This is a genomic window from Rodentibacter heidelbergensis (assembly GCF_002000125.1).
GTDB classification, from domain to species: domain Bacteria; phylum Pseudomonadota; class Gammaproteobacteria; order Enterobacterales; family Pasteurellaceae; genus Rodentibacter; species Rodentibacter heidelbergensis.
In genome coordinates this window covers 39453-51941 of the sequence record NZ_MLHH01000023.1, presented here as the reverse complement: position 1 = coordinate 51941, position 12489 = coordinate 39453, and the positions used below count along the sequence as shown (strand labels likewise).

Sequence of the window (12489 nt, the reverse complement as noted above, 5' to 3'; positions counted from 1 at the left end):
TTAATGGGCCTCATCCCAATTTTTCCCCACGCCCACATCGACAATGAGTGGGACGACCAATTCAGCGGCACTTTCCATATTTTGCTTAATAAGTTGGCTAAAAAATTCCACTTTTTCCGACCGCACTTCAAACACTAATTCATCATGTACTTGCATGATCATATCAATATCAGGATCGTGGCGAACCAGCTCATCAAGTTTAATCATGGCTCGTTTAATAATATCGGCTGCCGTACCTTGCATTGGGGCATTAATGGCGACCCGTTCAGCCCCTTTGCGGCGCATGGCGTTGCTAGAGTTAATATCCGGCAAATATAAACGGCGACCGAATAGGGTTTCCACATAACCCTGTGCTTTGGCTTTTTCTCGGATATCCTGCATAAAGGTTTGTACACCCGGATAACGTTGGAAATATAAATCCATATATTTTTGTGCATCGCCCCTTGGAATACCGAGCTGACGAGAAAGCCCAAAGGCGGACATACCATAAATCAGCCCAAAGTTAATGGCTTTGGCATTGCGGCGTTGTTCGTTTGTGACCTCATCTAACGGCACACCAAAGATTTCCGCTGCGGTAGAGCGGTGAATGTCTTTCCCTTGTGCAAAGGCGTTAATCAACCCTTGATCCTGAGATAAATGCGCCATAATGCGTAATTCGATTTGGGAATAGTCAGCCGCCACCACAGAATACCCCTCACGGGCAATAAATGCTTGGCGAATACGGCGACCTTCTTCATTGCGGATCGGAATATTTTGTAAGTTAGGATCACTGGAGGATAATCGCCCGGTGGCCGTAACCGCTTGGTGGTAAGAGGTGTGGACACGTCCTGTGTTCGAATCCACCATTTGTGGCAATTTATCCGTATAGGTGGATTTTAATTTGCTCAGGCCTCGATGTTCCACTAAAACTTTGGGTAATTCATGGCTGTAAGCCAATTCTTCCAGCACTTCCTCGTTGGTGGAGGGCGCACCTTTCGGTGTTTTTTGTAAAACCGGTAATCCTAATTTATCAAACAAAATTTCTTGCAATTGTTTGGTGGAGGCGAGATTGAAAGTTTGACCGGCGAGTTCATAAGCTCGGGTTTCCAGCTCGGTCAATCTGGTGGTGATTTCATTGGATTGGATAAAAAGCGCATCGCTATCAATTAATACCCCGGTTCGTTCCATGTGTGAAAGCACGCTAAGTAATGGCAATTCAATATTCTCAAAAAGGGCTGCGAGGCTAGGCTCTGCTTGTAATTTTTTCCATAAAACTTGTTGCAGTTTCATGGTGATATCCGCATCTTCCGCTGCATATTCGGCGGCTTGTTCCAAGGGAATTTGGTTAAATGTCAGCTGATTTTTGCCTTTGCCGGCAATTTCTTCAAAACTGATGGTTTGATGCCCGAGGTAGCGTTTAGCGAGATCGTCCATATTGTGACGACCGGTGCTATCCAATACATAGGATTCCAACATGGTATCAAAGGCGATACCCTGCACTTCAATACCATTGCGAGCCAAAATAGTAAGATCATATTTGAGATTTTGCCCCACTTTTTTTATCTCAGCATTTTCCAGAATAGGTTTGAGGGCGGAAAGTGCGGTGGTTTTTTTCAGTGTTTTTGGTGCACCGAGATAATCTAATTGCAACGGTAGGTAAGCCGCTTCGCCATTTTCAAGTGCGAAAGAAAGCCCGACAAGGTTCGCCGCCATATAATTCAGGCTATCAGTTTCTGTATCGAGAGCGAATAAATTAGCCTTTGATAATTTATCAATCCAACGGGTTAAATCGGCTTCTGTGAGCAGGGTTTCATATTGGCTGCGATCAATGTGAAATTCAGGCTGATTTTCCACCGCACTTTCGCCGGAAACTGTCGGTGTCGCCTGATAAGGATTGATTTTCACCGCTTGTTCGTTAGCCTGAGTGATAGAATCGGCGCCATTTATCACTTCACCTAACCAGCGCTTGAATTCATAACGTCCGAAATATTCGATCAGGCGGTCATTATCACTTTCACCGAGTAATAATTCATCAGGCGTGATATCTAACGCCACATCGGTTTTAATGGTAGCGAGGGTGTAAGACAAATCCGCATTTTGCTTTTCTGCCAGTAATTTCTCGCCGAGTTTTTTCGCACCACGAATAGGGAGTTCAGCCACTTTGTCGAGATTGGCATAAATTTCAGCCATACTGCCTAGCCCTTGTAGCAGCCCAAGTGCAGTTTTCTCTCCTACACCGGCAACACCGGGAATGTTATCCGAACTATCACCCATCAGTGCGAGGTAATCAATAATGCGTTCCGGTGGGATGCCGTATTTTTCAACGACCCCTTCACGGTCTAATAAGGTGTTGTTCATGGTATTGATGAGCATAATATTCTCATCAACTAACTGTGCCATATCTTTATCCCCTGTGCTAATTAGCACTTTTTTGCCGGCATGGGAGGCTTGCACGGCAAGCGTACCGATGACATCATCAGCTTCCACCCCTTCGATCACTAAAAGCGGAATACCAAGGGCACGGATCATATCGTGCAGCGGTTGGATTTGTTTTCTGAGATCATCCGGCATTGGAGGGCGGTGAGATTTATATTGTTCAAACAATTCATCACGAAAAGTTTTCCCTTTGGCATCAAATACGACCGCAATGTGGCTTGGTTGTACCTGAGAAATCAGGCTTTTTAGCATATTTAATACGCCATACATTGCCCCCGTTGGCTCACCGGCTGAATTGGTGAAGGGAGGAAAGGCGTGAAATGCACGATATAAATAAGAAGACCCGTCTACTAAGACAAGGGGATTTGCTGCGATCTGTGCCATAAAAATCTCGTTTATATAGAATAAAGTGGGGGCATTATAGCGTAAATTCCGAAAGGGGGTGAACAGATAGCAGAGAAGGGCAGAGTAAAATATATGACGAAAAAACTTGCCTATGGCATAATATTGCACATTCAAAAAATGCGAATAAGGGAAATACAATGTCATTAAAACTGGTTGAAATTGTCGTATTAGGGCAAGTATTACGTTTAAATGTGCCACAAGAGCAGGAGGACGCATTACGTCAGGCAGCACGCCATTTAGATGGTTTGGTTTCCGAAATGAAAGAAAAAACCGGTTTAATTCAGCTTGATCGTGTGCTTTCCATTGTGGCGTTAAATCTAAGTTTTGAGCTCACTCAAGAAAAAAATAAAAATTCGCAAATTGAAGAGGTGCTGAAAACCCGAATTCAGCAACTGGATCATTCTTTAGGCAGTATCCTTACCGCAAGAGAGTAAGATTTATCTGCCTCTTGCTTATTTATTGCGTTCCCCGTTCAATCATAATCCCAACACTGCGAGCTTGTGCAACTGCCTGAGGTTTGCTGAGTTTTAATCGTAGCCATGGAATGTTAAAACGTTGTTGTAACTCATCGGCAACTTCATAAGCCACACTTTCAATCAATAAAAAAGCCTTTGATTGGACGTAATCAAGAATACATTGACTCACTTCTGCATAATTTAGGCAATATTGCACATCATCGGTTTCCGCCGCTTTTCGGGCATCCCATGCCATTTCCAAATCAAAAACCAGTTTTTGCTTAATTTTTTGTTCCCAATCATAAACGCCGATTTGAGCAAATACGGTCAATTCTTCAATAAAAATTTTATCCATATTTCTTTCCTCTAAAATTATTGTAGGCGTATGCTATCAAGTTTAGGTAGAATAACGAACCACTTTCATCATTTTGAGGTAAAAATGAGCCTATTTGCCACGCTTTATATGATTTTTGCCTATCTTTTAGGCTCAGTTTCCGGTGCTATTTTAATTTGTCGGATAGCCGGTCTGCCTGATCCTCGTCAGCATGGTTCTCATAATCCCGGTGCGACAAATGTGCTTCGAATTGGGGGAAGATGGGCTGCTTTAGGCGTACTGATTTTTGATATTTTAAAAGGAATGATACCCGTTTGGGTGGGCTACTACCTTGGTTTAACACAATTTGAACTCGGTATGGTGGCTCTGGCAGCTTGTTTAGGGCATATTTTCCCTATTTTCTTTCAATTTCGGGGAGGGAAAGGGGTGGCGACCGCATTTGGCGCTATCGCTCCCATTGCTTGGGCAGTGGCCGGAACCACATTTGGCACTTGGATGATTTTGTTCTTAATCAGCGGTTACTCTTCTTTAAGCGCTGTGGTGACCGCATTGTTAGCGCCTTTTTATGTTTGGTGGTTTAAACCTGAATTTACGTTCCCGGTTGCTTTAGTTTGTTGCTTATTGGTTTATCGTCATCACGATAATATTCAGCGTTTATGGCGTGGGCAAGAAGACAAAATTTGGTCAAAATTAAAGAAAAAATAAAACCTGCCGATTGGCAGGTTTTTCCTTAAATATTTTCTAAAAATTGACCGCACTTTTCAGTTTTTTCAAGGCGTTCGCTTCTAATTGTCGGATACGCTCTGCTGAAACATTATATTTTGCTGCCAAATCATGTAGTGTTGCTTTATCATCATCCAACCAACGGGTTTGAATAATATCCTGACTACGCGCATCAAGATTTTTTAAGGCAACGCTTAATTGCTCTACGGCTTGGCTTTCAAAATTTTCATTTTCAAGCTCGGCGGCAAAATTAGAACTTTTATCTTCCAAGTAAAGTGAAGGAGAATAGGTTTCTGCCTCACTATCATCTGTTGGTAAATCAAAGCCGACATCCGCCCCGGTCATGCGTGATTCCATTTCGATCACATCTTCTTTTGACACCCCAAGCTCATTTGCGACCATATCCACTTCGTTTTCGTTAAACCAACCCAAACGTTGTTTTGTTTTGCGTAGATTAAAGAATAATTTACGCTGTGCTTTGGTGGTGGCCACTTTCACGATACGCCAATTGCGCAGAACATATTCGTGAATCTCTGCTTTAATCCAATGGACAGCAAAGGAAACTAAGCGTACGCCCACTTCAGGATTAAAACGCTTCACCGCTTTCATTAAGCCGATGTTACCTTCTTGAATTAAATCTGCCTGCGGTAAACCATAACCGGAATAACCGCGTGCAACGTGAATGACAAAACGAAGGTGGGACAATACCAATTTTTTAGCTGCTTCAATATCACCGTTATAATATAGACGCTCTGCTAAGGCTTTTTCTTCCTCAGCGGTTAACATCGGGTATTCATTTGCTGCACGAATATAGCCTTCAATACTACCTTGAGGAACTAACATCATTTGTGTTTCTTTATCCATCTTTTCCCTTCTTTTTCTTTGGTATCAACCAATTAAGACACAGTTATAGCACAATAAAAGATTTTATTGAACTCATTTTGCTTTATAAGACAGGTTTTACCTATTAAAAGTTCAATTCAATTGATTAATTTTTTAATAATTCAAGGTGTAAAAGACGATGATTTTCTATCACATCAAAAAGCAAATCAATGTTTGGATGTTTACCCGGATTGTTTTTGGCATCTTCCACATGTTCGGCAAACCATACGATACCTTGTTGTGCGGAAGTGCGGTCTAATTTTCCGTTAAATTTTTCTGCCAAAGCATGGTAAAGACGCAAAGAACCCAGCTTCCCAGGCACTGCCGGAATATGGTGAATTACTTCATCCCCTTGTTTTACATTTAACCCGGAGAGATGATCAATGGTTGGAAGTGTGTCTAAAATTTCTGCAAAAGTCATGTTTTTTCCCCAATTTATACAGGTTATAACAGGCTGATATTTTCTAATAATTTTTCTATATGCGAAAGTAGGCTTGGGTCATAATTTATACAATCAAAAGGATTGTCTATTCGGTGCTCAGCAGCCTGTGCTTTTTTAAAAGATTCGTTGATAGCATGATCCAAGGTGTTGATATTTTCTCTAGAGAATGTGTAGCCAAAGTCATTCTTTAACACTTCTAAACAACCCATATTCTCCGAAAATATGATGGGTGTGCCGGATAAAATTGATTCAATACCCACTAATCCAAAAGGCTCATAGATTGATGCCATAACAGTATAATCAGCAGCCTGGTATAATTCTTGCATATTCTTGCAATAGCCTAATGATTTAATATTCTTGCTTTCTTTTACGGGGGTACCTGCAACGACGAGTTTGATAGGTAAATCTGATTTTTCAAAATATTGTTTTAGGATATCAAATCCTTTTCTTCTATGCCCGGTAGAAGGAAATAAATAGATGATCTCCTCATCGCTAAATCCAAAGTTTCTTCTTAGTGTTTGTCTTTTATTATTGCTTTCTGGTAATGTGAATTTATGAATATCGACCGGAGGATAAATAACAGAAACTTTATTATTATCAACGTTGTAATATTTTACTAACTCATTCGCCATCATTTTAGAATGCGCAATGACAAGTTTCGAATTTGTAAGAGATTTTTGCTCATTTGCAATTTTTAATTTATCAGTTAGGCTTGCTTGCTTGCTTGCTTGCTTGCTTGTGTCTTTTCTCATTGCCTCAAGATAGCCTAAATGATTTCCCCCACAAATAACGATATCCGATAGCGTGTAAACAGTTGTCATAGAAAGGTTATTTTGTTGTTTTTTTCGATTAAAAAGATAAGAAAGAAACAGATTTCTTAGCGGTTTAGGAACAAAGGATAAATTAACTTTTATAGGATTGATAAATTGATATTCAGCAAGCTCTTCGTTAAATTTTGTTGCAAAAATAGTTGGTTTAATTGCTCGTTGATGAAATCCATTGACGAGCTCAACAACATATCTTTCCATTCCCCCACCGTATTGGAATTTCATGCAGTCTAAAGAAATATTTTTCTTATAAGTAATGTTCTCCATTTTTACTCCTTTATGATGATTTATTTATTAAATATTCATAAAACGAACCTTTTTTTATATCTTTATCTTTGATAGATCTTAATTTGTGTATATTCATTTTTTCTTTTATTGAATTAAACTCATCTTCATTAAATGGTGTATTTAATTTGTAATGTAGAAGATGGGGTAAGGTGTCATCAATAATTTCACAAGATTTATCCTGCAAATTTTTATTGAGTAATTCATTATACATGATCTGAAAAAAGAAATAGTGAGGAGGTGTTTCTTGTGTAAGCCAGAAATTCATTAGTAAGTCAAATAATGTATGTATAACAAAATTATTATTTTTAGCAACAATAAAACTATTAAGAATGTTTACTTTATGAGCGTCATTCCAATCAAAATATGCGGAGTCATATTCTATCCATTTTTTCTTATTTGGTGTATTAAAATCCCTTTGAAACATAAAATAGTCCATATTTAAGAGTTTTTTAGGGAGATTTCCTGTAAGAAATATTGTCGCATCAAGCCATACACCACCATATACATCAAGCAGAGCAAGCCTAATAAGGTCTGCAAAGAAAGCATGTTTAAATTTATAGTTAAGATTTTTTTTCTCAAGAATAAAACCGGGTAATTTTAAGTATTCAGATAAATTATTATCATCTAGTCTAATAACTTCATATTCACCTTTGAAATGATCGACAGAAATAAAACATACCTTAACAATAGGAGGAACATCTTCTATCCCTTGCGCCCAATATTGCCAAATGATCTTTTTGCCAACCAAATCTTTTTTTAATGGATCTAGTTTAAAATTTTTTAACTTTTTATCAAAATAAAGATCAATAAAATGCTGAAAATGTTTTCCGGTGTGAAGTTGTTGTTTTTTATCCGAGAAGTATTCGAAATTTTTTCTCGCTTGTTTTGGGATAAGACCTCGATAGATATTCTTTATAATAGGTCTTCTAAGAAAGGTCGCTATTTTTATCCATCTACAATATGAAAAATAGTTACTTTTTACCATTTTAGTTTATCCATTATTCTTTTTATTAAAGAAGGCTTTTTATTGCTAAATTTTTTGAATAGACCAAACCAGTTATTTTTACCTAATTCATTTATTTTGAAAAAGGTCTTATCATTGAAATAAGACATAAGGAAGATCCCTTGGTCATCATCAATGATATTATTTTTTATAAAATTTTTTTGACAGTTAAAAACTAATCTGTTGAATTTTTTCCATGCATTAATATTACCAATGATACAGCCACCTATGATGTAAGGTTCATTATAGAAGATAGCATGATAAACATCTTCTATCGTTCTTATTTTATAAATATCTTGTATAGAGAAAAAATTGATTTTATCCTTTTCAAACTCATAAGACCAACTAGAAATATTATCTAGTGTTTTCATATTTCTAACATAACCAAAATCTACCCAAGCAAATTGAGGTTGAGTTATTTCGACACTATCTAAAGTATTTTTTATTGCAAGATTGACAAAAAATGTTTTTAAATTAGTGACAAGTGTATAGTAATTAGACCAGTATTCTATATTCTTAATTTGTTTAGGTGATACCTTATTTTTAAATTCATCCAATTCTTGAATGGCTTTTATTTTATTTAATATGTGTTTGAATTTTTTATCTATATCTAGTGTAATTACTTTTGTTGGTTTATCTTTTCTGATTTTATTAATTCTTTCTTTGAGATCAGGAGAAGTGAATATCACCATCTCATTTTCTAGAGTAGCTAGATTAGAAAAATATTCGAAATAAGTATCTGTTGTTCTGCTTAAATATTCAGGATAACCTTTATCTTTTGGAATGTTTCCACGACCTATATCGAAAAAAGCAGTGACAATTATAATCTGATTATTTTCTATACTTTGGGCGTTACTTTTCATGAAATACCACCTATTTAAACGGCACAATATGGCGAGAAATATACAACTTCTTATAGAGTTTATTATATATTTTCTTAGGTTTATTAATTAAAGATATAAGCAAGCTAGATATTGTTCTTTTTTCTTTTTTATTGTGAATGTCTTCTCTTTCTTTTTGTAATTGACTATTGAGATTTGAATTATTGGGATAATATTGATTTTCTTGAATACATAACGCAGGTACTAATTGGTAGGTGTCTTGATTAAATCGGTTAAACATAATTAGATCAATTGAGCATAATGCTTGTGCTGAAAGTGTCTTAATAAATTTCACTAATTCAATAATCTCTTTATTTGAGATCACATAACCAGCTGTACCACAATTTTCTACGACTAATTTTAATATTTGGCGCTGGCAATAAGGTTTTATATTAGCTTCAGCACATTTTGAATAATTAAGAAAGGTTTCAAAACGCAAAATAAAAGCATCATTTTTGGTAAATCGTTCATTCAGCCAATCATCTTCTTCTAAAAACTGATAAGCATCTTCACCAAGTAATACATCGTCTTCAAAAATATAAATGTAAGGTAAATTTTCATCAATACACTTTTGCCAAAGCATGTAATGGCTCATAAAACAAGCTTTTTCACCTTCTGAAAGTTTAGCATGAGCAAGATTAGGTAAATGTGTTTGAATAAGCTGATTAAGATGTTCTGAAGGGCTGAGTGCGTCATAAAATTCAAAGGAAATATTATGGCGACCAAACTCTTGTTTGATGTGTGCACGTCGATGAGTTGCCGTAGCAAGGCTGATAACGTAATTAGTATGCATAATGAGTAATATTGGATTTGTTTTTTGGCTATTCTAGCTTGAATAGGTATAAAACAAAACCCCACCAATCGGTGGGGTTATAAACACATTTAAATTATTTTGTGCTTGGAATTTTGAAACGGCTGTTGAAGCGTTCAACACGACCACCGGTATCTACAACACGTTGTTTACCTGTGTAGAATGGGTGGCAGTTACCGCACACATCAAGGTTGATGTCTTTGCCTAATGTTGAACGGGTTTTGATGACATTACCACAAGAGCAAGTTGCTGTGATCTCTTTATATTCTGGATGAATACCTTGTTTCATAGAAAACCTCAAAATGAAGCCACGCCGCTATAAGAACTTTCTCCTTACACCGCGTGAGTGAATAATACGCCATAATTGGCACCAAATAGGGTGCAGATTATACTGAAAAAATAGAGATAAACAAGCCCTGTTTTGGTGTAAAATTATCGCTATTTTTAACCGCACTTTAGAATGAATTTGAACGAAGTTATGTTAGCGAAATCTTCCCCCTATGCGCCTTTTGCCCAATCTGTATTGCAATGGTACGACAAATTGGGGCGTAAGCATTTACCTTGGCAGCAAAATAAAACCCTTTATAAGGTTTGGCTTTCAGAGGTGATGCTTCAACAAACCCAAGTGGCAACGGTGATCCCTTATTTTGAGCGGTTTGTTGAAACTTTTCCAAATTTGACCGCACTTGCTAATGCCTCGCAAGATGAGGTGTTGCATTTGTGGACAGGGTTGGGCTATTACGCAAGGGCACGCAATTTACATAAGGCCGCACAAAAAATTCGGGATGAATTTAACGGTGATTTTCCTACGGATTTTGAACAGGTTTGGGCATTACCGGGCGTGGGGCGTTCTACCGCCGGGGCGATTTTATCTTCCGTGTTAAACCAACCTTATCCCATTTTAGATGGTAATGTGAAACGTGTGTTGGCACGTTATTTTGCCGTAGAAGGGTGGCCAGGTGAAAATAAGGTGGAAAGCCGTTTATGGCATTTAACAGAAGAAGTCACACCAGTGGAGCGGGTGGCGGATTTTAATCAAGGAATGATGGATATTGGTGCGATGATTTGCACAGGTTCTAAACCAAAGTGTGAGTTTTGTCCTTTGATGAAAGATTGTTCGGCTTATAAAAACGACAGTTGGGCGCAATTCCCCGGTAAAAAAACGAAAAAACCGCTACCGGAAAAAGAAACCTATTTTTTGATTTTGACTAAAAATGGCAAAGTATGGTTGGAACAACGGGAAAATTCCGGTTTATGGGGCGGTTTATTTTGTTTTCCACAATTTGAATCAAAAGAGGCGTTATTGGCTTATTTAGCCAATGAGGGCATTTCCCATTATCAGGCATGGCCGAGTTTTCGTCATACTTTCAGCCATTTTCATTTGGATATTTATCCGATTTATGCGGAACTGGGAAATAATCAGGTCGAGCGGGTAAATCGAGATTGGCGAAAAGTGATGGAAAAACCAAAAGAATATCAACCAAGTCTATCAAGTGCGGTCAAATATTGGTATGATCCGCAAAATTCTGAACAGATCGGGCTGGCACAGCCTGTAAAAAATTTATTAACACAATTTGCAAGGAATTATTATGGCGAGAACAGTGTTTTGTGAGTATCTCAAAAAAGATGCCGAAGGCCTTGATTTCCAGCTTTATCCGGGAGAATTAGGGAAGCGCATTTTTGATTCAATCAGCAAGCAGGCTTGGGCTGAATGGATAAAAAAACAAACGATGTTAGTGAATGAGAAAAAACTGAATATGATGAATTTGGAACATCGTCAATTACTTGAACAAGAAATGGTCAGTTTCCTCTTTGAAGGAAAAGATGTTCATATTGAAGGCTATGTTCCCCCATCCCAATAATCGGCATTAAATAATGAAAAAGTATTTGTTATTGGCATTGTTGCCACTTCTCTATGCGTGTAGTGATTCGCCTAACCGTCGTAGTATCAATTATGATGAGGTTTTTGCAAAAGATACACAGGGTTTAGATATTCTCACCGGGCAATTTTCCCATAATATTGATCGTATTTGGGGGGTGAATGAATTGCTTGTGGCGAGCCGTAAAGATTATGTGAAATATACGGATTCTTTTTATACCCGTAGTCATGTGAGTTTTGATGAAGGGAATATTATCATTGAAACACAACAAGATCTTAACCGTTTACATAATGCGATTGTGCATACATTGTTAATGGGGTCTGATGCAAAAGGGATTGATTTATTTGCCTCGGGCGATGTGCCTATTAGTACACGTCCTTTTCTTTTAGGACAGGTGGTCGATAATAATGGTCAGCAAATTTCAAATCAGTTTATTGCAGGCAATTTTGCGACTTATTTAATTCAAAATAAATTGCAGACCCGCCGTTTGCAAAATGGCAATATGGTGCAGTTTGTCACCATTCCGATGATTGCAAACCACGTTGAAGTGCGTGCACAAAAATATTTGCCTTTGGTTAGAAAAGCGGCACAGCGTTATGGCATTGATGAAAGTTTAATTCTAGGCATTATGCAAACGGAATCTAGCTTTAACCCTTATGCCATCAGTTATGCCAATGCGATTGGATTAATGCAGGTAGTGCCTCATACCGCAGGGCGTGATATTTTTGCGATGAAAGGAAAAAGCGGTCAACCATCAACACGTTATTTGTATGATCCGGCAAATAATATTGATGCAGGGGTGGCCTATCTATGGATTCTGCAAAATCAGTATTTAGACGGCATTACGAACCCAACCTCTAAACGTTTTGCGATGATTTCTGCTTATAACAGTGGAGCGGGTGCTGTGCTACGGGTGTTTGATAACGATAAAGATGAAGCGATTTACAAAATCAACCAAATGTATCCGGAACAGGTTTATCGTATTTTAACTACGGCACATCCTTCCTCCCAAGCGAGAAATTATTTGTTAAAAGTTGATCAAGCGCAGAAAAAATTTAGAGTAAGGAAATAGTGTTTAAATGACATTAAAATGCCCGAAGAAGATAACTTCGGGCATTTTTTATGACAGGTAAAATACGATAT

At 37.7% G+C, this 12489-nt stretch carries 14 protein-coding genes; 5 read left to right on the top strand and 9 right to left on the bottom strand.

Annotated elements, in window-relative coordinates:
• Nucleotides 1-2799 (bottom strand): DNA polymerase I, encoded by a 2799-nt coding sequence (polA, locus tag BKK48_RS08685; protein ID WP_077427889.1) that lies wholly within the window; start codon nt 2797-2799, stop codon nt 1-3.
• Nucleotides 2800-2957: 158 nt separating this feature from the next.
• On the opposite strand from polA, the gene BKK48_RS08680 reads away from it, so the two are divergent.
• The gene (locus BKK48_RS08680; RefSeq protein WP_077427887.1) at nt 2958-3254 is read left to right on the top strand and encodes a cell division protein ZapA; all 297 of its coding nucleotides are present in this window, start codon (nt 2958-2960) and stop codon (nt 3252-3254) included.
• 22 nt (nt 3255-3276) lie between these two features.
• Here the strand turns inward: BKK48_RS08680 and folB are convergent, their stop codons facing one another.
• Complete coding sequence (gene folB / locus BKK48_RS08675; RefSeq protein ID WP_077427885.1) at nt 3277-3630, bottom strand: dihydroneopterin aldolase; 354 nt, start codon at nt 3628-3630, stop codon at nt 3277-3279.
• An 84-nt stretch (nt 3631-3714) separates the two neighbouring features.
• Between folB and plsY the strand changes: the two genes are divergently transcribed.
• Nucleotides 3715-4314, top strand: coding sequence for a glycerol-3-phosphate 1-O-acyltransferase PlsY (gene plsY / locus BKK48_RS08670; RefSeq protein ID WP_077427883.1), 600 nt, complete (start codon nt 3715-3717; stop codon nt 4312-4314).
• Nucleotides 4315-4350: 36 nt separating this feature from the next.
• Here the strand turns inward: plsY and rpoH are convergent, their stop codons facing one another.
• From rpoH to rpmE, 7 genes are all read right to left on the bottom strand, one after another.
• Complete coding sequence (rpoH, locus tag BKK48_RS08665) at nt 4351-5196, bottom strand: RNA polymerase sigma factor RpoH (protein WP_077427881.1); 846 nt, start codon at nt 5194-5196, stop codon at nt 4351-4353.
• Between the two features lie 124 nt (nt 5197-5320).
• A complete protein-coding gene (locus BKK48_RS08660) occupies nt 5321-5635 on the bottom strand; it encodes a DUF2322 family protein (protein WP_077427879.1) in 315 nt (104 codons plus the stop codon).
• 23 nt (nt 5636-5658) lie between these two features.
• The gene (locus BKK48_RS08655; RefSeq protein WP_244154889.1) at nt 5659-6750 is read right to left on the bottom strand and encodes a glycosyltransferase family 4 protein; all 1092 of its coding nucleotides are present in this window, start codon (nt 6748-6750) and stop codon (nt 5659-5661) included.
• 10 nt (nt 6751-6760) lie between these two features.
• On the bottom strand, nt 6761-7756 hold the full coding sequence (locus tag BKK48_RS08650; RefSeq protein WP_077427877.1) for a capsular polysaccharide synthesis protein: 996 nt from the start codon (nt 7754-7756) through the stop codon (nt 6761-6763).
• Nucleotides 7750-8637 (bottom strand): WlaTC/HtrL family glycosyltransferase, encoded by an 888-nt coding sequence (locus BKK48_RS08645; RefSeq protein ID WP_077427875.1) that lies wholly within the window; start codon nt 8635-8637, stop codon nt 7750-7752. The genes BKK48_RS08650 and BKK48_RS08645 overlap by 7 nt, the downstream gene beginning before the upstream one ends.
• A gap of 10 nt (nt 8638-8647) precedes the next feature.
• A complete protein-coding gene (locus tag BKK48_RS08640) occupies nt 8648-9448 on the bottom strand; it encodes a glycosyltransferase family 25 protein (protein WP_077427873.1) in 801 nt (266 codons plus the stop codon).
• A 94-nt stretch (nt 9449-9542) separates the two neighbouring features.
• On the bottom strand, nt 9543-9755 hold the full coding sequence (gene rpmE, locus BKK48_RS08635; RefSeq protein ID WP_005625828.1) for a 50S ribosomal protein L31: 213 nt from the start codon (nt 9753-9755) through the stop codon (nt 9543-9545).
• 189 nt (nt 9756-9944) lie between these two features.
• On the opposite strand from rpmE, the gene mutY reads away from it, so the two are divergent.
• The 3 genes from mutY to mltC are packed head-to-tail and all read left to right on the top strand — an operon-like array spanning nt 9945 to nt 12418.
• A complete protein-coding gene (gene mutY / locus BKK48_RS08630) occupies nt 9945-11078 on the top strand; it encodes an A/G-specific adenine glycosylase (protein ID WP_077427871.1) in 1134 nt (377 codons plus the stop codon).
• Entirely contained in the window at nt 11056-11328 is a 273-nt protein-coding gene (locus BKK48_RS08625) for an oxidative damage protection protein (RefSeq protein ID WP_077427869.1), read from the top strand. Before mutY ends, BKK48_RS08625 begins: the two co-directional genes overlap by 23 nt.
• 13 nt (nt 11329-11341) lie before the next feature.
• A complete protein-coding gene (gene mltC, locus BKK48_RS08620) occupies nt 11342-12418 on the top strand; it encodes a membrane-bound lytic murein transglycosylase MltC (protein WP_077427867.1) in 1077 nt (358 codons plus the stop codon).
• Nucleotides 12419-12489: the final 71 nt, after the last annotated feature.